We start from the raw sequence: 18,796 nt of genomic DNA on the forward strand, positions 1-18,796 counted from the left end.
AATCTAGCCACCAATAAGATAAAGAGTTACATTTTAGACAGTTATACCAATCACAATAAGTAAGTGTTCAGAAATAGCGTAGGAAAAAGGCTTGAGAACAAGGAAGCTCTTTTCAATAAATAGTTTTGATAAGTAGTTATTCTACAATCAAAAATTCTAACGCAGTTATCGAGCGTTTTAACAAGCTAGGGTGAGCAACTATTTACTACGATTGGTATTGAGTCGTCTCCTAACGGTACTCTTATGTCAGAAACTAAACAGCCAGTGATCATTGAGCATGCTAGCGATACACAGCAAAAGCATGAGAAAAAGCCTCATATTGCCGACAGTGCAAGCAGAATGCTGCACATCGCACAAAGCTTCGGCCTCGATTCCTTAATCAGTCATAGTGCAAAACCCAACGACAAAGCTGAGAGTACGCTTATCGAACGGGCACTATTACGAGAGAAAAAACGTAGAGAGCTTCGCCAAAAGAACCTAGAACAGATTCTAAAGTTGGCACACTCTTCATGTAAGGATGAAGCGGCTGGAGACCCTGATCAGGACTGGCTATACCGTTTCTTCGATATGGCACAAGAGATCCACAATACATCGATGCAGAGGCTATGGGCTCAAGTACTGAAACGAGAAGTCACCAACCCAGGCTCGACGTCGATGAAGGCGCTGCAGATCTTAAAAGACATGACACCAAAAGAAGCGCTCACCCTGCAAAGAGCCGCGTCACTGGGTTGTAGCTTTGGTAGTGATAACAGCAGAAAACTGTTACTCGGCTTTAAATCCCATGCTGGAATCTTCAGCTTTGGCAAAAGGGACACCACCAACACCATCAACCTTGGTGGACACAACCTGCCCTACTCAAGCCTATTACACCTGATTGAACTGGGTATTATTTTGGGGACTGAGTTAGAGTCTGGTGAGATTGATTTCGACCCAGCATTGCACCTAATCTATCAAGGTAAGAGCATGTCACTGGCACCTATCTCAAAAGGGGTCAAGCTGGTTTACTACCGATTCAGCCCAACAGGCAATGAGCTTTGTACCTTGCTTGGTAACAAGCCAAACACGCAATATTACGACCAACTGATAGCGCTATTGAGCCAGAAGTTCACGGTTCAGACAGAAATGAAAAGCAGCGTAAATTACACCGTCTAGACACTCGACGGTGCAAAAAATAGACGGTGTAAAAGTGAAGTGTATTGAGAGGAATAAAGAGAATCTAGAGGTAAGTTTCTTGTCTCGGTAAACCAAGGCTGCACAGCTTATCAGTCATGAATCAGTAGATAAGTAAGCGCTCAGCCTTAGTCATACCAACGATCTCAATTAGCTAAAATATTACGCTTCTCTAAAGCATCAATACACAATTCAACCAGTTCATCGAGTGTCTTCTCACCCGCAGGTAGATCTATCTCAGGGTTCTGAGGCGCTTCGTACACTGAGCTAATGCCAGTAAAATTCGGGATTTCTCCAGCACGCGCTTTCTTATACAAACCTTTAGGGTCACGCTGCTCACAAACCTCGAGTGGTGTGTTCACAAACACTTCTAAAAACTCGCCTTCGGGTAATAAATCTCGCACTAACTGTCTTTCTGCTTGATGTGGGGAAATAAAAGCAGACAACACAATTAAACCCGCATCCGCCATCAATTTAGCAAGTTCACCAATACGACGAATATTCTCTCGGCGATCCTGCTCAGAGAAGCCAAGGTCGCTACATAACCCATGACGCACATTATCGCCATCCAATAAGTAAGTATGGTAACCAAGCTGTGCCAAGCGATTTTCTAATGCTCCAGCGACTGTCGACTTCCCAGAACCAGATAATCCAGTGAACCAGAGCACGGCTGGTTTTTGTGATTTCAGATCAGAGCGGAATGTTTTATCAATCGAGTGTTGATGCCACACAACATTCTCATCTTTTGGTTTGAGTATTGCGGTCATAATTAGTCCTTTAAATAAACAGCATTAAAATGGGAAAAAATAAGGAATTAGGGTCAGCACCAAACCCGAATAGACAATCGAGATTGGGATGCCGATGCGCAAATAATCCGTAAGGTGGTAATTACCTACGCTATAAACAAGTAAGTTGGTTTGGTAGCCGTATGGCGAAATAAAACTGGCACTGGCACCAAACAGAACCGCCATAATAAACGGCATGGGATCGACGCCATAGCCCACGGCCATACTGTAGCCAATGGGGAATGAGAGTGCTGCTGCCGCATTATTGGTCACCAACTCAGTCAGGACCAGCGTCATAAAATAGGTCGCGACTAGCGCTCCAAACACGCCCCAGCCATTAAAGGCCTCCATAAACATCAGTCCCATTCGTTCAGACAACCCAGATGAAATCATCAGTTGAGCAATAGAGAGTGCCGAACCAACAATCACGACAATATCGACGGGGAAGCGGCGGCGAAGCTCACCAAGTTGTACTACACCAAATGCCACCAGCAATAATAAAAATCCCGCTAGCCCTTTAATAATAGGGACTACATCAGCGAGCGATAACCCAATCACACTGGCAAAACCGAGCAACACAAACGTCGATTTATCGGCATCAAGCTTGGCGCTTGAGTCTAGGTCGTTCATCAACACAAACTCTTTATTGTGTTGTTGACGTTGTTCTTCAAAACGTTTTCCTGGAACCAAAATCAAGGTATCGCCAGCGGTTAGAGTGATGTTTCCAAGGCCACCTTCAAGGCGCTCATGACCACGACGAATAGCAACCACAACCGCATCGAAGCGATCTCTAAACTGGCTAGTTTTGAGGGTTTTATTACAGAAGCTTGCCGATGAACTGACTACGACCTCAACAAAGCTCTGGCCGTTCAGGTGATGCTGACCAAACAGGGTTAGTCCTTGGATTTCTTGCAGTGTTGCAACACTCTCGACATCACCACAAAACAGCAATCGATCACGAGCTTGAAGTATGAAGTCAGGGTCTATAGACGCGGTTGTTTTACCGTCTCGAATCACTTCCGCCAAGAACAGTTTTCTCAATGCTCTGAGGTTATTCTCGCTAACGCTGCGGCCAACTAAAGGAGAACCCGGCTCAACTCGCGCCTCGAGAAAGTAAGGTAGATCGTCCTGAGATCCGTCATCGTAGCTTGGTAGGAAGTAACTCAGCGGAATAAGGATCAACACTCCGCCCACCAAAACCGCTAAACCGATCAACGTTGGTGTGAAAAAGTTTAAGCTCGGCAGTCCTGCATCTTCAACAAAACTATTAATGATCAAGTTGGTTGAGGTGCCGATCAATGTCAGGGTTCCACCTAAGATGGCAGCGTATGACAAAGGGATAAGCAGTTTAGATGGCGCATGTTGTTGATTACGTTTGATCGCACCGATCAAAGAAACAACCACCGCGGTATTGTTGGTAAAAGATGAAAGTAACGCTGTGGAAATACCCAACTTCGCAACCACCGTACCTAGCCTACCTTCAGAGATATTACGGCTAACCCAGCTGATTAAGCGAGTTTTCTCCAACGCACTTGAAGCGAGGATCAGAAGAATTAAAGTCAGTAGTGAGGAGTTAGTGAAGTTATTGGCTAGGCTCGACAAATCGATCATGCCAGCCATAAAAGCAATAAACGCCGCGCCAGCAAAGATAAAGCTTGGCTTAATACGGGTAACGAGCAGGCAAGTAATGATGCCGAGCAAAATCGCTAATACAAATCCTTGTTGCCACATATACCCGTCCTTTATGGCGGAAACGATGGGTTTCCGCCTGATTCAATAAGCTGTTACTCAGTCGTTTATGACTTCAGTAGTTGGCTTAGGTCTTTGGCATCCCAATGAGGGAAGTGCTTGCGTACCAATGCGTTGAACTCAAGTTCAAATGCAGAGAAGTTACCGACTTGCTGTTCAACAGAGTCCAAACGGTCTCGAATCAAACCAGCACCAACCGTCACGTTAGTCAGGCGGTCGATAACAATGAAACCACCGGTATCGGCACTCTCACGGTATTTATCCAGCGCGACAGTCTCGTTCAATGACCATTCACACAAACCAATACCATTCAGTGGCAACTCATCAACAGCGTGAGTCGACAGGTTGTTGATGTCATATTGGTGACGAACCGTTTCAACCTGACCGACGGTTTTCTTGCCTGCGATTTTGATGTCGTAAGCTTTGCCCGGTTGTAGTGGTTGCTCTGTCATCCATACGATGTCAGCCAATACATGGTTAGTTGATTCAATTTGAGCATTTTCGAACACAATCAAATCACCACGGCTGATATCGATTTCATCTTCAAGAGTCAGCGTTACTGCCAAACCCGCTTGTGCCGATTCAAGCTCGCCATCAAAGGTCACAATGCTTGCCACCTTAGACGTTTTACCTGATGGCAGCGCCTTGATTTCATCACCCACACTGACACGGCCAGAGGCAACGGTGCCGGCAAAGCCACGGAAATCTAAATTAGGACGATTTACGTACTGAACAGGGAAACGGAATTCGCCCGCAGAACGTTTTTGGTCGATATCGACGTTCTCTAGCACTTCTAATAGCGATGGACCTTCGAACCATGCAAGCTCTTTACTTGGTGCAGCTACGTTAATGCCTTCAAGCGCGGAAACAGGCAGAATTTGAATGTTAGTTTCGCCCTCTAGGTTTTCAGCAAACTCTAGATACTGATCGCGAATCTCCTCAAAACGATCTTGCGAGTATTCCACTAGATCCATCTTGTTGACTGCCACGATGAAATGCTTCAAGCCAAGTAGGTTAGAAATAAACGAGTGACGACGTGTTTGATCCAGGACCCCCTTACGAGCATCAATCAAGATCACAGCCAGATCACACGTTGAAGCGCCTGTTGCCATGTTACGCGTGTACTGCTCATGCCCTGGGGTATCAGCAATAATGAACTTACGCTTTTGAGTCGAGAAGTAACGATAAGCCACATCGATCGTAATCCCTTGCTCACGCTCAGCCTGCAAACCATCAACAAGCAGTGCTAAATCAGGCTTCTCACCGGTAGTACCCACTCGTTGGCTATCAGAGTGAACCGCGGCTAGCTGATCTTCATAAATCTGTTTTGTATCATGGAGTAAGCGACCGATTAACGTACTTTTACCGTCATCTACCGAGCCACAAGTTAAAAATCTAAGCATAGATTTATGCTGATGCTGACTTAGATAACCTTCAATCCCTAGTTCAGCCAATTCGGCTTCTACTGCACTATTCATTTTTCTTTCCTTAGATTCTTAGAAATAACCTTGGCGCTTTTTCAGCTCCATAGAGCCCGACTGATCATGGTCAATCGCTCGACCTTGACGCTCACTAGAGGTCGCCACCAGCATTTCTTCAATAATGCCTGTTAGCGTATTCGCCTCAGATTCAACCGCTCCGGTCAGTGGGTAACAGCCTAAAGTACGAAAACGAACGCTTTTCTCTTCAATCACTTCACCTTCTTGCAGCTCCATACGGTCATCATCAACCATGATCAGCATGCCATCACGCTCAACTACGGGGCGCTTGTCCGAAAGATAAAGTGGAACAATATCGATGCTCTCTAGGTAGATGTATTGCCAGATATCGAGCTCAGTCCAGTTAGATAGCGGGAATACACGAATGCTTTCGCCCTTATTAACCTGACCGTTATAGGTGTGCCAAAGCTCTGGACGCTGGTTTTTTGGATCCCACGTATGGTTCTTATCGCGGAAAGAATAAACACGTTCTTTCGCACGAGATTTTTCTTCATCGCGACGAGCACCACCAAAAGCCGCGTCGAACCCATACTTGTTTAACGCCTGCTTAAGGCCCTGTGTTTTCATGATGTCAGTGTGCTTCGAAGAACCATGTACAAATGGGCTACAACCCATCTCAATACCTTCTGGGTTCTTATGTACTAAAAGGTCGAAGCCGTACTTTTTGGCCGTACGGTCACGAAACTCAATCATCTCGCGGAATTTCCAATCCGTATCAACGTGTAATAATGGGAATGGAATCTTGCCTGGATAAAACGCTTTGCGAGCTAAATGAAGCATCACAGAAGAATCTTTTCCGATGGAGTACATCATCACTGGGTTATCAAACTCAGCCGCTACTTCACGGATAATATGAATACTTTCCGCTTCGAGCTGTTTTAGGTGGGTTAAACGTTCTTGGTCCATTTCAGTGCTTCCTTTAAGGCTCGCGTTACGAGCAATTCATTACTTGGTCTTGCCAAGCAAGGGATTTAACTCATCCACTTGAGTGAATGGGAGTATTGGCACTAGAAGAAAACAGAAGCTTCGTTTGAGCTATCCTTGCTATTCATCTGCCTGATACGTCCTTGATATAGGCATTATGACGAGCCTCTCATATTACTGGAAATTCTAAAATTTCATTTTTTATTCGAAAAGCTAATAAGGGATTGAATTTATCGATAAGCAGGTGAAATGAATGGACTAACATTATCGATATCAATTGAGCATTGATTGAGCAGCTTTGGGAGGCGTCTTGCAGAACACCATAAAGTAATCGATCTAAGTCACGAATTAACATTCGTTGTAATCATTGTTTCATTGGGTTTTGTTACATTACGCAACGAATTTTCTACTATCCACTTTGGAGCTACAAAATGAAAGTTGCAATGAAACCTTTGTCATTGGCTGTACTTGCGGGTCTTGGTTTGACTTTAGCAGGCTGCACAACAACACCAGATACCGATGAAGTGATTAAATTACGTGTCGTAGAAACGACGGATATCCATACCAACCTAATGGATTACGACTACTACAAAGACAAGCCATCGAAAAAAATTGGCTTAGCACGTACTGCAACTCTAGTAAAAGAAGCTCAAAGCGAAGTAACCAACAGCGTATTAGTTGATAACGGTGACTTGCTGCAAGGTAGCCCAATGGGTGACTACATGGCAGACAAAGGCATCGAAGCGGGCGAAGTTCACCCTGCATATAAAGCAATGAATCAACTAAGCTACGACGCTGCAAACCTAGGTAACCACGAATTCAACTACGGTCTTGAGTTCCTAGAAGAGTCTATCAACGACGCTGATTTCCCGTACATCAGTGCTAACGTTTACGACGCAGAAACCAAAGAACACTACTTCACGCCTTATATCATCAAGACGCACACGTTCGAAGATACTGCTGGCGTAGAGCACGAAGTAAAAGTGGGTTACATCGGTTTTGTTCCACCACAAATCATGACGTGGGATAAGAAGAATCTAGAAGGCAAAGTGATCGCTCGCGATATCATTGAGACGGCTAACGAATTAGTGCCTCAAATGAAAGCGGAAGGCGCTGAAGTTATCGTTGCTATCCCTCACTCAGGCGTATCAACTGACCCATACAAAAATGGCGAAGAGAACTCAACGTTCTACCTATCTGAAGTAGACGGCATCGATGCGATCGCATTCGGCCACTCTCACGCAGTGTTCCCAGGTAAAGGTTTTGATGACATTCAAGGCATCGACAACGAAACTGGCACAATGAACGGCGTTGCGGCAGTAATGCCAGGTCGTTGGGGTAGCCACGTTGGTGTTATGGATCTAACACTTGCACAAAAAGACGGTAAGTGGGAAGTCGTTAAAGGCCAATCAGAAGCACGCCCTATCTACGACAAAATAGAGAAGAAATCTCTTGCTGCAGCTGATGAAGGCATCGTAACAGCACTAGAAAAAGACCACGCTGGTACTCGTGAGTTTGTTAACCAACCGATTGGTAAAGCAGACGATGTGATGTACAGCTTCTTGTCTCTAGTACAAGACGATCCAACAGTTCAAATCGTTAACCTTGCACAGAAAGATTACGTTGAACAGTTCATCCAAGGTGACCCTGACCTAGATGGTACGCCAGTACTTTCAGCAGCTGCACCATTCAAGGCCGGTGGCCGTAAGAATGACCCAGCGAACTTCACTGAGGTTGAATCTGGCCAACTGACATTCCGTAACGCAGCTGACTTGTACCTTTACCCGAACACGCTAGTTGCGATGAAGGTAACAGGTCACGAAGTAAAAGAGTGGCTTGAGTGTTCTGCAGGTCAGTTCAACCAAGTGGATGTTAACTCCACAGCACCACAACAGTTGATTGAGTGGGATAACTTCCGTACTTACAACTTCGATGTTATCGACGGTGTTGATTACCAAATCGACGTAACTCAACCTGCTAAATACGATGCAAACTGTAAAGTCGTTAACCCTGACTCACAGCGTATTGTTGGCCTAACTTACCAAGGTAAGCCAATCGACATGAAGCAAGACTTCCTGATCGCAACCAACAACTACCGTGCATACAGCGCTAAGTTCCCAGGTACAGGTGAAGACTTCATCGCATTTGATGCACCAGATGAGAACCGTACTGTTCTTGCAAACTACATCTCTCGCGTAAGCAAAGAGCAAGGTCAAGTGAGCCCAAGCGCGGATAACAATTGGTCATTTGCGCCAATCAAAACAGATAACAAGCTAGATATCCGCTTTGAAACATCTCCAAGCGACAAAGCAGCAGAGTTCATTAAAGAGAAGGGTCAATACCCGATGAAACGTGTTGCGACTGACGATGTTGGTTTTGCTGTTTACCAGATTGACCTAACTAAATAGGTTGCTTAAGTAATCTATAGTTAACGTTATGAAAGGCTGAGTTTAACGACTCAGCCTTTTTCTTTTCTTATAAATGTTCAGTCCAAAGCTCTAATTTGTCGAACGACAAACTCTCGTTCAACCCGCTTCCAAATGCCACGCCTTTAGCTTCAAACAGCAGTCAAACAGCAGTCAAACAGCAGTCAAACAGCAGTCAAACAGCACGACTCAAACCACCAATTGAATAAATCCAACACAAAAAAACACTAATCAGCTGTAAGTTTTTATCTGCTCCTCCTGTCTATTTAATTTACTACACTCAATGAATGGTGGTTAAGCCATTCATCTATAGGATAGATAAGGACATTTGATGAGCACCGTCGAGAGCATTCAAGCATGGTTACATTCAGGAGAAGAGTCGCTGCTATGGCTGATGCTTGGCATCATCGCGCTTTCTTACCTGCTTGAAGATCTTGCGATTGTTACGGCGGCAGGTATAGCGACTCAAGGTCTAATACTTCCTCAATATGCGCTGCTTGCTATTTTCATCGGTATTGCCACGGGTGATCTCGGTCTTTATTACTTAGGGAAGTCAGGACGTTATTTCCGAGGTGTTCGATATAAAGCCCTCACCAATAAGTACTTTCGTTCGCTTCGTACCAAATTACGTCAGAACGCATTCAGCAGCCTTTTTGTTATCCGCTTTATTCCAGGGCTTCGCACCGTCGGGTTTACCTTAAGTGGCTTTTTCGCCATCCCACTGCCTACTTTCTTGTTTGCTGTCATCAGCGCCACCGCGATCTGGACTGGCATTGTCTTCTCTGCCATCTACTATTTAGGGACATCAGCGTGGCTGCAAGCCTCTGAATATCAATGGATCATAATCCCGTGTGCCATCGCTTTGCTGTTTATCGGTAATCGATTAATGAATAAAACCTACTCTAGAGGATTATCATGAGTTCACCGCAAGATATTCGCATCATTCCAGCACATCAAATCAATGCAGGCATGCCTTTGCTTGAAAAAGATACCGTGCGCAGTGTTTCTCCTTATGAGTTTCTTCCAACTTGGTTCTTCTACACGCCAGTGGTGATTCAAAGCCTGATGCAAGGGTTACGGCACTTTGACTGGGCGCTGCCGCTCATCGCCAACCCGAGCATCAAGTTAAGCGGCATGGTAGGCGAATCAAAACACGAGATATTGAGCCTTGCCGGATCTTCAAGTCAGCGTTGGATCTCTCCGTTTATCACCCTCACCAAAACGGATCTCAGCGGTAAGAAACAAGCTGAAGATGCACGCAGCGCACTCATACAATCCGATCTTGATTTCCCGATTGTCGCTAAACCAGATCTTGGCTGTCGAGGCGTAGGCGTCAAGCTGATCAACACACAAGATCAACTTGAGCAATATGTTGAATCTTTCCCAAATAACGCTCGCTTTCTACTGCAAGAAAAGGCGCCTTATCAGGCAGAAGCTGGCGTTTTCTATGTTCGTTACCCAAACAAAAAGCAAGGCGAGATCATCTCGATCACACTCAAATATGCGCCAATGGTGATGGGTGATGGCAAGTCGACACTCAAGCAGTTAATTGAAAATAGCCCGCGTGCTGGGCAGCTCAGTCACCTGTATCTACCAAGGCATGAAGATAAATTGGATCACGTGCTCGCAGAGGGCGAAGAGTTCCAACTCGCGTTCGCAGGTAGCCATAGCCGTGGCTGCATCTTCCGCGATGGCAATCAATACATCACTCGGGCTTTAACTGAACGTTTAGACGAGATATTCGATGACTTCGATGGTTTTCATTTTGGCCGACTCGACGTCAAGTTTAAGGACATGCACAGCCTAATGAACGGCGAGGATTTCACGATCCTTGAGGTCAATGGCGCAAGCAGTGAGGCTGGGCATATCTGGGATCGCAACACACCGCTGCGAGAGATATTTTCTACGCTACTACTGCAATACCGCATTCTTTTTGATATTGGCGCTCAGCAAAAACAACGAGGCCATAAGACTCCTTCTTTCAAAAGCTTATTCGCTGCGTGGCAAGAAGAGCGACGTCTTGTTCAACAATATCCGACCACTGACTAACTTTGTACGAGGACCATGAATGAACCCCATAGCCCAACCAAGCGCCCTCACTTCTTTCTCTCCTAGCATCAAAGGAGCGGTAGAGATATTGAATCAGGGTCTAGAGTTTTTGTTAGCGATATCTGACAGCGACTATCTGACACGAGCAAAGCCGCACGTCACAAGCTCTATTGGTGAGCATACTCGTCACACGCTCGATCTTTTTCACGCTTTAATTTTAAAAGAGAATGCGACCGTTGATTACAACACTCGCCGTCGTGGTCATCCCGTCGAATACGACCGCTCAATTGCAGTAAAAGAGATCCATTATGTGATCAACTGGCTTGAACGACTAGACCGCAGAGATCTCGAAGCGCCTATCATGATCCAAACCGAAGTTTCAATGGATACACAAGTATTCGCCAGCCTGCCTTCTACGTTAGAAAGAGAGGTCACCTTTGCTGCTCTGCATGCCAATCATCACTATGCGATGATCAAGGTGATCACAACCTTTCTTGATGTCGAAACATGCAATACCTTCGGTTATGCCCCAACCACCAGCAGCTATTTGAGGGAGCAATAATCATGTGTTCAGTATCTTGGCTGCTTGAAGACAATGGCTATCAGGTCTTCTTTAATCGTGATGAACAAAAGACACGGGCACTGGCGATGCCACCTAAACAATATCGAGTTAACGGCGTCGATATCATCATGCCACTCGACCCAACCGGCGGTGGTAGCTGGATCAGTATCAATGAATTCGGGCTTTCGCTATGCCTACTCAATAACTATCAAGGCATAGTCCCTGTTGGACCTTTAGTCAGCCGTGGTTTGCTACTCAAGAATCTATCATCGAGTCGTAACATCAGTAAGCTCTCTGATGCATTTCATCAGCTCGACCTGCACTCTTTTGCCCCATTTACCCTGCTGGCTTTCGCGCCGAACTTAACTCAACACCATGGTTTGGTTATCGCCTATATGTGGGATGGCATTCAACAAAAAATAGTCGAAACCGATTCTCCGCTCTTCTCATCCGGTGTTGATTTAGAGCGAGTACAAGCCTATCGACAAGCAAAATACGATCAGCTTATGGCAACGGGTAAGAATCAACAGAACTTACTTCAGTTTCACTCTCACCATCACAGCGAACAACCTCATTTAGCGACCTGTATGCATCGTGAAGACGCGCACACCGTGAGCTTTACACACTTACGCAATCTACACGGCCAAGCCTCTATGTTTTACGCGCCCGGCTCGCCTTGTGAACCCATTAAACCATGCCAGATAAATCAACAGCGTTTTACCTTCGATTTATCACCCGTAATCAATCTATAGGAATCCATCATGAGAAAACTATTAACCATGGTCATGCTACTTGTTAGCCCATACGTATTTGCCGCCGATGAAATCTACACAGGGTTCTTTAGCAGTAAGGCGCTCGATGGCTACGACACTGTGGCTTATTTCACTTCAGGTAAGCCCATTGAAGGCAGTAAAAAATTCAGCACCGAGTACAAAGGCGCGGACTGGTATTTCTCTTCTGAAAAGAATCTGACTTTATTTGTTAATAATCCTGAAAAATATGCCCCTCAATATGGGGGTTATTGCGCTTGGGCTGTTTCAGCAAAAAGTGACTTTGCACCCGGTGACCCGAACCAATGGACAATTGTTGATAACAAGCTTTACCTCAACTACGACCAAGAGATTAAACAGCGTTGGGAACAAGACCAAGCACAACATATTCAAAAAGCCGACACCATTTGGCCGCAACTGATCAAATAAGGGAATAACCATGACATTCACTCCAGCTAAACATATTCCTGCGGCATTTATCGCTTTCGTATTTGTTCAGTCGCTGTTTTTTAAGTTCACAGGCTCATACGAGACTGAGCATATCTTTGGCACCTTGGCGACATGGTCTGGCTTAAGTTGGTTCGGTTCATTTGGCGGCTACTTGATTGGGTTCGCTGAATTGATTGCGGCCATTTTGTTGTTTACTCGTTGGCATGGCCTGGGTGCCATCATGAGCGTGGGAATTATGAGTGGCGCGATTTTCTTCCACCTGTTTACGCCACTCGGTATTCAAATGCCTGAGTTTAATGCAGCGGGTGAAATTGTCGGTTATGACGGCGGATTACTGTTTGGCATGGCATGCCTAGTATGGCTTTGCGGTGCATTTTTAAGTGTAAAAGATTTCAAGAATCAAGACGGTTTCCTAAACAACTTTAGTCAATAAGGTAGCTTCATTATGATTGATAGTCCTTTTCGTTTACCACGTTACACGCCTTTTGGTTTAGGTGAGTCTGTTGTCGAGTGGGCAACTGGGCTATCTAAGCTAGATAAGCTCTATCAAGATAGACCTGATGAGTTATCTAGCTTTGAATTCATGCATCACACCTTGTCAGCATTGAATATCGACTATTCCGTTTCAGCAGGCGCCACTGATAATATTCCCGAACAAGGGCCAGTAGTCATTGTGGCTAACCACCCACTTGGTGCGATTGAAGGCGTGATCCTTGCTGATCTCGTAGGATCGGTAAGAAAGGATGTGAAGGTGTTGGCCAATGAGTTGCTCAAGCGACTGCCTGAACTGGATGATCTTTTCATTGGGGTCGATGTCTTTAACAGTAAAGAATCGAAACGCACCAATGCTAAAGCTATTCGAGATGCCAATCGTCATTTAGCAGACGGTGGACTCTTGATTGTGTTCCCTGCTGGCGAAGTATCGAGTTACCGTAAAGGGGCCAAGACACTAACAGACATCGAGTGGAGCAAATCAGTCGCAAAGTTTGTTAAGCGTCACCAAGCCACCACGGTGCCTATCTTTATCAATGGCAAGAACAGTGAGCTTTTCTACCAAGCGGGTCGTGTTCACCCACTACTGAGAACGGCTTTACTTGGCCGTGAACTTCTTAATAAACAGGCGACGACTATCTCTATCTCGATTGGCTCTTCGATTCCGTATTCAGAGATCAAATCGTTTGAAAAAGAGATGGATATCATCAACTACCTACGACTCAATACCTACCTAATGAGCCAACAAGATAGCCCGAATACGCCAATCCACGCGCCCTCTTTTGACACCCAAGTGATTGCGCCTATTCCACCAGAAGTGTTGGCAATAGAGGTCGGTTCTCTTCCTGAAGAGATGAAGTTACTTGAGCAAGGGGACTTCGAGGTCTACTGTACTCCAAGCCAATCTATTCCTAACTTAATGCGCGATATTGGTCGAGTTAGAGAAGAGAGTTTCCGAGAAGTCGGAGAAGGCAGCGGGCTTGCCTGTGATTTAGATGAGTATGACCTTTACTACCACCAACTGTTTGTTTGGAATAAAACCAAGGCTGAATTAGTGGGTGCATACCGACTTGGTATGGTCGACAAGCTCATCGCTGAGCACGGACTTGATAAGCTCTACTCTCGTAGCCTGTTTAACTACAATCAAGAATTCATCGATACCTTAGACAACAGTATCGAGCTTGGGCGTTCTGTAGTAAGCAAGCCTTATCAAAAGAGCCTTAACTCACTATTACTATTGTGGAAAGGTATCGCGGCCTTCGTGTATCGTCACCCTCAATACACTCACCTATTCGGCCCTGTCAGTATCAGTAATGATTACAGTCATAATGCGCGTCTGTTGATTGCGACGACCTTATCCATACACCATTACGATGAACAAAAGGCGAATCTGGTTTCTCCTTCGTCACCACTCAATACCAGTAATAATGTGTTTTGGCAGAATCACCTGCTATCGTCATTGGCGAGTGTTCCTCTGCTCTCTAAAGTGTTAGCACGTATGGAGCAAGGGAAAGGCCTACCGGTACTGCTACGCCAATACTTAGGGATGAACGGTAAACTTGTGTGCTTTAACGTCGATCCATCGTTTAATGATGCCTTGGATGGCTTGATTGTGGTTAATCTTAAGAAAGTACCATTGAAAACCCTAGGCAAATACATGGGCAGAGACCTCGCTCAAGATTATCTAGAACAGCACGCTCGACATTGATTTAGCCTGCTCTGTACCTCTCCCCAAATAAGTGCGATGATTTCGGCACTTATTTGGGTTAGGTTATTTTCATGCACACCTCTTTTATCGAACAACTACAAAGCTTTGACTTCTCTGAGAGTCAGATTGAATCTCTATTAGCTGTCGCGAAGCCGCTTGAACTGCCAACCCGACACATACTGATCAATCAAGGTGAGATGGCGAGTTCGATCTACTTTGTACTTGAAGGCTTATGCCACGCTTGTTATCTCACTAATGACGGTAAGCAATACAGCAAAGAATTCTACTGGGAACAAGACTGGATCATCGGCTTTGAGAGTTTGATAAAGAACCAAGCGTCCCCTTACCTACTAGAAACGCTCACACCCATCACAATGTTAGAACTGCCAATGAATGCGGTTATCGAGTGGCGTGCATCAAATAACCCTCTGTATTTAAAGCTGTTAGAAACTCAGCTCATGCACAAGGAAAACAAAGAACGCTTTATGTTGCTTTATACCCCAGAGCAACGCTACCAACTGTTCTGCGAACATTACCCCGACCTTGAACAGCGCTTGAACGACAATCAAATTGCGGCTTACCTCGGTATAACCGCGATCAGCCTGAGCAGAATCAAAGGTCGAATTAACAATAGTTAATGCCAACAATCATCGCACATAGTACATTCAGAGCATCGATAATCTCTGGATGTAAACATGATCACTTGGCACTCAATTCCCTTCTCTGAACTTTCAACACAACAGCTTTATCAACTAATTAAATTACGAGTCGATGTGTTCGTTGTTGAGCAAAATTGCCCTTATCCAGAGCTCGATGGTAAAGATACACTCGCAGATGTTGAACACTTGCTTGGCTATGCTGATGCAGAGCTAGTGGCGTGTGCCCGTTTGTTACCACCAGGTACTTCTTACGACAATACCAGCATCGGCCGAGTGGCGACCAAGCAATCAGCAAGAGGTGATGGCTTGGGTCATAAATTGATCAAAGAAGCGTTAACACGCTGTGAGACTCTTTGGCCGAGCAAGACCATCGATATTGGAGCGCAACAACACCTAGAAAACTTCTATGCGAGTCACGGGTTCGAAACTATCTCTGAGATGTATCTGGAAGACGATATTCCGCATGTAGACATGAGATTTGAAAAGTAATGACGAATATCACTGTCGGTATTCTATTGTTGGTTGCAGGTAACTTGTTTGCCTCGCTTTCCGACGTAGCGGTAAAACTGTTGAATGGCGAAGTACCGCCTCTTCAGTATATTTTTTTCCGACAGTTGATATCTCTGCTAATCATCACCCCTTTGTGGCTACAACAGAAAAAAGAACAACGACGCTTACAACAAGCTAAAGTGACCTTTATTCGAGGACAACTGATCCTAATCGGCAGCGGATGTATGGTCGTCGCGATCACCCACCTTTCTTTGGCTACCGCCAACGCAGTATTTTACGTCGCGCCCCTGTTGATGTTACCTCTCTCTATGTTTCTACTGAAAGAGCAACCGGCACTTGGCAAGGTTATCGCCACCACTATCGGTTTTATTGGTGTATTGATTGTCTTGAGGCCATCACAATTTCATTGGGCAGCACTGTTTGCTTTGGGTACAGCACTCACCCTCGCACTATTCAATGTATTGGTAAGAAAGCTTCCTAGTGAGCAAACGGTGGTCACTACGCTGTGGTGGACAACCTTATTCTCTATTCCAGCCTCATTAGTACTGTGCTTCTTATACTGGCAGCCGGTGTCGGTGGAACATTTGGGATACATAGCATTAAGTGCGACGCTAATCTTAAGCTACAACGGACTTGCGGTCGCTGCCTACCAAAAAGCACATTCGAGCCAAATTGCCTTGGCTGAATACTCAGGCTTAGTGTTTGTCGCAATAATAGGCGCTATATGGTTTGATGAGATTCCAGATACGTTAACCTTTATCGGAATTATGCTCATCATCTTACCGCTTGCACCTTTCAAGCGACCAAAAAAAAGAGCTAATCATTAGCTCTTTTCTATCGACTATCTGTATCGGACTAAACGCTTTAACGCAGGATCGGTATTGAGCTACTTACTACGGCCAAAGCCACCGTCAGACAATCGGAAAAACATCACCGAAGTGTTGCCTTTTTCTAGCTGAAGAATGTCTAGTTTCCCGGTCTCGGCGAGTTTGAATCGAACTAGCTGGCCTTTACGAATCTGACTAAGTGGTTTGTCTGCCCCTTCAATACGCACTAGCGCGTTCAAGTCAGACAACGGCAAGTCGTTATTTCGAAAAACCTGCGCTAACGTATCCCCTTGCTTTACAAGATACTCCTGCCAGTTGTTGTTACTCGGTTCTGATGAACTGCTCTTGGCATTTTGCTGTTCGCTTAAGCCAACCGTGTTTATCTCAAGCTCAACGCGCGATGTTGCTGGGGCTACGTCTACTTTAGGTTCTGGTAGCGGCACAAAAAGTAAGATCAATACGATCGGCGAAATCACCATCAATAATCTCTGGTGTAATTTCGGCAATGATCCCCAGGCCTGCAAGGTTGAGGTTTTCATTTTCTTGATATCGATCGAGCTTAATTTCTCTTTGACCTGATTCAGTCGATCCTTGAACTCTGCTAAGTGGTCTACTTTCTGTTTTTTCTTTTGACGACGATTCATGCCACTGCGTCCTATACATTGAATAACTACAGTATAAAAACCAAAGTACCAACAGTATAGATCTTTCCGCTACAACAGAGACCAAAGCAAGAAAATTGACATAGCTGTGATTTGGACACGGTAAAGCGTAAGTGATCAGGGGCTAGCCGTTTATTCAGGCTGCTAATACTGGTATTCTTACCCTTTTCGTACTGACAAAAAGAGTGACTTTTCATGTCTGAAGTAAAATTTGAAACTGTAGAGCAAAAAGCTAGCTACGGTATCGGTCTACAAATGGGCCAACAACTTGCTGGTTCTGGTCTTGAAGGCCTAAACGTTGACGCAATCGCTGCTGGTATCGCAACAGCTCTAGTTGGTGACATGCCAGCTATCGAAGTTGACGAAATCAACAACGCACTACAAGAGCTACACACTCGTGGTGAAGCTGCACGTCAAGAACTAGCTAAAGCAGCTGCTGCTGACGGCGAAGCTTTCCTAACTGACAACGCTCTTCGTTCAGAAGTAACAGTTCTTGAGTCTGGTCTTCAGTACGAAGTACTAACTGAAGGTACTGGCGAAATCCCTACTGCAGACAAGCAAGTACGTGTTCACTACCACGGTGAACTAACTGACGGTACTGTTTTCGACAGCTCTGTATCTCGCGGTCAACCTGCTGAATTCCCAGTAACTGGCGTAATTCAAGGTTGGGTACAAGCTCTACAAATGATGCCTGTTGGCTCTAAGTGGAAGCTATACATCCCTCAAGATCTAGCATACGGTGAGCGCGGCGCAGGTGCTGCAATTCCACCATTTGCAGCTCTAGTATTTGAAGTAGAACTTCTAGCTATCCTTTAATTTTTATAAAAACCTTTAGTAAAACAAAATACTATAGGCAAATAAAATTAAAATAATCCAACGGCGATGTGACTACATCGCCGTTTTTCGTTTATAGTGAATAGGTCGATTACTTTATTACTTAAGGAAGAATAATGAAGAAAATACTCATCACTATGCTCAGCAGCCTTGCTGTAGTCTCTTGCGCTAGCACTAGCGACTCTGAACAAACCGGTTCAACATCAGATACCAACTATTCCCAACTATCGCAAACTGCCCTGATGGCAGCAGTGAATATGTGGTCTCAACAAAACGAAACAACACCACTTGCTGATACCGTTGCTGATCAAGCATCTGTTACCAGCGATCAAGCAATTGGCGGTATCGGTTCAATGTTGGCACTTGCACAAAATTCACTTGGCTCAGCAGACAATAAAGAACTCGCATCACTCATTCCTGGAATGTCTTCACTTGAATCAACTGGCTTATCATCAGTTCTAAGCTCACAAGGTGCTGTTGAAAGTGCGTTTGCTGGATTAGGTATGGATTCGTCAATGGTTACGACATTTGCACCAATCATTCTTCAAGCACTTCAATCACAAGGTGCAACGAGTGGCCTTATGGATTCACTTGCCGCTATTTGGCAGTAGGCCATCGCGATTAGCGATTAGCGATTAGCGATTAGCGATTAGTTGAAGAATATTGTAAGGGCACTTCGGTGCTCTTTTTTGTGCGTGGAAGAAAAGATATTTGAGATAC

19 protein-coding genes are annotated in these 18,796 nt (G+C 45.0%); 14 read left to right on the plus strand and 5 right to left on the minus strand.

The genetic code is table 11. The features are described from left to right. Positions 1 to 243 precede the first annotated feature (243 nt). The gene (locus M4S28_RS15865; RefSeq protein ID WP_249632086.1) at positions 244 to 1,152 is read left to right on the plus strand and encodes a TIGR03899 family protein; all 909 of its coding nucleotides are present in this window, start codon (positions 244 to 246) and stop codon (positions 1,150 to 1,152) included. Positions 1,153 to 1,316: 164 nt separating this feature from the next. Here the strand turns inward: M4S28_RS15865 and cysC are convergent, their stop codons facing one another. The 4 genes from cysC to cysD all read right to left on the minus strand — a co-directional run bounded on the left by cysC (position 1,317) and on the right by cysD (position 6,109). Next, the gene (gene cysC / locus M4S28_RS15870; protein WP_102546400.1) at positions 1,317 to 1,937 is read right to left on the minus strand and encodes an adenylyl-sulfate kinase; all 621 of its coding nucleotides are present in this window, start codon (positions 1,935 to 1,937) and stop codon (positions 1,317 to 1,319) included. A gap of 24 nt (positions 1,938 to 1,961) precedes the next feature. Next, entirely contained in the window at positions 1,962 to 3,686 is a 1,725-nt protein-coding gene (locus tag M4S28_RS15875; protein ID WP_017080873.1) for an SLC13 family permease, read from the minus strand. A 65-nt stretch (positions 3,687 to 3,751) separates the two neighbouring features. Continuing rightward, positions 3,752 to 5,182, minus strand: a complete 1,431-nt coding sequence (gene cysN, locus M4S28_RS15880; RefSeq protein ID WP_249632087.1) for a sulfate adenylyltransferase subunit CysN — start codon at positions 5,180 to 5,182, stop codon at positions 3,752 to 3,754. Positions 5,183 to 5,200: 18 nt separating this feature from the next. After that, positions 5,201 to 6,109: a sulfate adenylyltransferase subunit CysD gene (cysD, locus tag M4S28_RS15885; RefSeq protein ID WP_004735271.1), complete on the minus strand. Its 909-nt coding sequence runs from the start codon at positions 6,107 to 6,109 to the stop codon at positions 5,201 to 5,203. Positions 6,110 to 6,558: 449 nt separating this feature from the next. Here cysD and M4S28_RS15890 point away from each other — a divergent pair, with 449 nt between their 5' ends. The 11 genes from M4S28_RS15890 to M4S28_RS15940 all read left to right on the plus strand — a co-directional run bounded on the left by M4S28_RS15890 (position 6,559) and on the right by M4S28_RS15940 (position 16,580). Further along, positions 6,559 to 8,535, plus strand: coding sequence for a bifunctional 2',3'-cyclic-nucleotide 2'-phosphodiesterase/3'-nucleotidase (locus M4S28_RS15890; RefSeq protein WP_017069395.1), 1,977 nt, complete (start codon positions 6,559 to 6,561; stop codon positions 8,533 to 8,535). A 349-nt stretch (positions 8,536 to 8,884) separates the two neighbouring features. Further along, positions 8,885 to 9,472, plus strand: a complete 588-nt coding sequence (locus M4S28_RS15895) for a DedA family protein (RefSeq protein ID WP_017083767.1) — start codon at positions 8,885 to 8,887, stop codon at positions 9,470 to 9,472. Beyond that, positions 9,469 to 10,602, plus strand: a complete 1,134-nt coding sequence (locus M4S28_RS15900; RefSeq protein ID WP_017078810.1) for an ATP-grasp domain-containing protein — start codon at positions 9,469 to 9,471, stop codon at positions 10,600 to 10,602. The genes M4S28_RS15895 and M4S28_RS15900 overlap by 4 nt, the downstream gene beginning before the upstream one ends. A gap of 19 nt (positions 10,603 to 10,621) precedes the next feature. Further along, positions 10,622 to 11,164, plus strand: coding sequence for a DinB family protein (locus tag M4S28_RS15905; RefSeq protein ID WP_017083769.1), 543 nt, complete (start codon positions 10,622 to 10,624; stop codon positions 11,162 to 11,164). Positions 11,165 to 11,166: 2 nt separating this feature from the next. Next, positions 11,167 to 11,916, plus strand: coding sequence for an NRDE family protein (locus M4S28_RS15910; protein ID WP_249632088.1), 750 nt, complete (start codon positions 11,167 to 11,169; stop codon positions 11,914 to 11,916). A gap of 9 nt (positions 11,917 to 11,925) precedes the next feature. Further along, positions 11,926 to 12,363 (plus strand): YHS domain-containing (seleno)protein, encoded by a 438-nt coding sequence (locus M4S28_RS15915; protein WP_017091043.1) that lies wholly within the window; start codon positions 11,926 to 11,928, stop codon positions 12,361 to 12,363. A 10-nt stretch (positions 12,364 to 12,373) separates the two neighbouring features. Next, positions 12,374 to 12,817 carry a hypothetical protein gene (locus M4S28_RS15920; RefSeq protein WP_004735264.1) on the plus strand — a complete coding sequence of 148 codons (444 nt, stop codon included), beginning with the start codon at positions 12,374 to 12,376 and terminating at the stop codon, positions 12,815 to 12,817. Between the two features lie 12 nt (positions 12,818 to 12,829). After that, positions 12,830 to 14,584 (plus strand): bifunctional lysophospholipid acyltransferase family protein/GNAT family N-acetyltransferase, encoded by a 1,755-nt coding sequence (locus tag M4S28_RS15925; protein ID WP_249632089.1) that lies wholly within the window; start codon positions 12,830 to 12,832, stop codon positions 14,582 to 14,584. Between the two features lie 71 nt (positions 14,585 to 14,655). Further along, positions 14,656 to 15,222: a Crp/Fnr family transcriptional regulator gene (locus M4S28_RS15930; protein WP_004735262.1), complete on the plus strand. Its 567-nt coding sequence runs from the start codon at positions 14,656 to 14,658 to the stop codon at positions 15,220 to 15,222. Between the two features lie 57 nt (positions 15,223 to 15,279). Then, the gene (locus M4S28_RS15935) at positions 15,280 to 15,732 is read left to right on the plus strand and encodes a GNAT family N-acetyltransferase (protein WP_249632090.1); all 453 of its coding nucleotides are present in this window, start codon (positions 15,280 to 15,282) and stop codon (positions 15,730 to 15,732) included. Then, complete coding sequence (locus M4S28_RS15940; RefSeq protein ID WP_249632091.1) at positions 15,732 to 16,580, plus strand: DMT family transporter; 849 nt, start codon at positions 15,732 to 15,734, stop codon at positions 16,578 to 16,580. The genes M4S28_RS15935 and M4S28_RS15940 overlap by 1 nt, the downstream gene beginning before the upstream one ends. 59 nt (positions 16,581 to 16,639) lie before the next feature. Here M4S28_RS15940 and M4S28_RS15945 read toward each other — a convergent pair whose 3' ends face one another. Further along, positions 16,640 to 17,224, minus strand: a complete 585-nt coding sequence (locus M4S28_RS15945) for a LysM-like peptidoglycan-binding domain-containing protein (protein WP_249632092.1) — start codon at positions 17,222 to 17,224, stop codon at positions 16,640 to 16,642. Positions 17,225 to 17,437: 213 nt separating this feature from the next. On the opposite strand from M4S28_RS15945, the gene bamJ reads away from it, so the two are divergent. Beyond that, entirely contained in the window at positions 17,438 to 18,058 is a 621-nt protein-coding gene (gene bamJ / locus M4S28_RS15950; protein ID WP_017078817.1) for a BamJ family beta-barrel-assembly machinery protein, read from the plus strand. Between the two features lie 134 nt (positions 18,059 to 18,192). Then, entirely contained in the window at positions 18,193 to 18,687 is a 495-nt protein-coding gene (locus M4S28_RS15955; protein ID WP_017083776.1) for a DUF2780 domain-containing protein, read from the plus strand. Positions 18,688 to 18,796: the final 109 nt, after the last annotated feature.

Source organism: Vibrio sp. J383 (assembly GCF_023503985.1).
GTDB classification, from domain to species: Bacteria; Pseudomonadota; Gammaproteobacteria; order Enterobacterales; family Vibrionaceae; genus Vibrio; species Vibrio splendidus.

Bases quoted from the DNA above. Each gene is read 5' to 3' on its own strand.
- M4S28_RS15865 (WP_249632086.1), top strand. From the start codon at position 244: ATGTCAGAAACTAAACAGCCAGTGATCATTGAGCATGCTAGCGATACA.
- cysC (WP_102546400.1), bottom strand. From the start codon at position 1,937: ATGACCGCAATACTCAAACCAAAAGATGAGAATGTTGTGTGGCATCAA.
- M4S28_RS15875 (WP_017080873.1), bottom strand. From the start codon at position 3,686: ATGTGGCAACAAGGATTTGTATTAGCGATTTTGCTCGGCATCATTACT.
- cysN (WP_249632087.1), bottom strand. From the start codon at position 5,182: ATGAATAGTGCAGTAGAAGCCGAATTGGCTGAACTAGGGATTGAAGGT.
- cysD (WP_004735271.1), bottom strand. From the start codon at position 6,109: ATGGACCAAGAACGTTTAACCCACCTAAAACAGCTCGAAGCGGAAAGT.
- M4S28_RS15890 (WP_017069395.1), top strand. From the start codon at position 6,559: ATGAAAGTTGCAATGAAACCTTTGTCATTGGCTGTACTTGCGGGTCTT.
- M4S28_RS15895 (WP_017083767.1), top strand. From the start codon at position 8,885: ATGAGCACCGTCGAGAGCATTCAAGCATGGTTACATTCAGGAGAAGAG.
- M4S28_RS15900 (WP_017078810.1), top strand. From the start codon at position 9,469: ATGAGTTCACCGCAAGATATTCGCATCATTCCAGCACATCAAATCAAT.
- M4S28_RS15905 (WP_017083769.1), top strand. From the start codon at position 10,622: ATGAACCCCATAGCCCAACCAAGCGCCCTCACTTCTTTCTCTCCTAGC.
- M4S28_RS15910 (WP_249632088.1), top strand. From the start codon at position 11,167: ATGTGTTCAGTATCTTGGCTGCTTGAAGACAATGGCTATCAGGTCTTC.
- M4S28_RS15915 (WP_017091043.1), top strand. From the start codon at position 11,926: ATGAGAAAACTATTAACCATGGTCATGCTACTTGTTAGCCCATACGTA.
- M4S28_RS15920 (WP_004735264.1), top strand. From the start codon at position 12,374: ATGACATTCACTCCAGCTAAACATATTCCTGCGGCATTTATCGCTTTC.
- M4S28_RS15925 (WP_249632089.1), top strand. From the start codon at position 12,830: ATGATTGATAGTCCTTTTCGTTTACCACGTTACACGCCTTTTGGTTTA.
- M4S28_RS15930 (WP_004735262.1), top strand. From the start codon at position 14,656: ATGCACACCTCTTTTATCGAACAACTACAAAGCTTTGACTTCTCTGAG.
- M4S28_RS15935 (WP_249632090.1), top strand. From the start codon at position 15,280: ATGATCACTTGGCACTCAATTCCCTTCTCTGAACTTTCAACACAACAG.
- M4S28_RS15940 (WP_249632091.1), top strand. From the start codon at position 15,732: ATGACGAATATCACTGTCGGTATTCTATTGTTGGTTGCAGGTAACTTG.
- M4S28_RS15945 (WP_249632092.1), bottom strand. From the start codon at position 17,224: ATGAATCGTCGTCAAAAGAAAAAACAGAAAGTAGACCACTTAGCAGAG.
- bamJ (WP_017078817.1), top strand. From the start codon at position 17,438: ATGTCTGAAGTAAAATTTGAAACTGTAGAGCAAAAAGCTAGCTACGGT.
- M4S28_RS15955 (WP_017083776.1), top strand. From the start codon at position 18,193: ATGAAGAAAATACTCATCACTATGCTCAGCAGCCTTGCTGTAGTCTCT.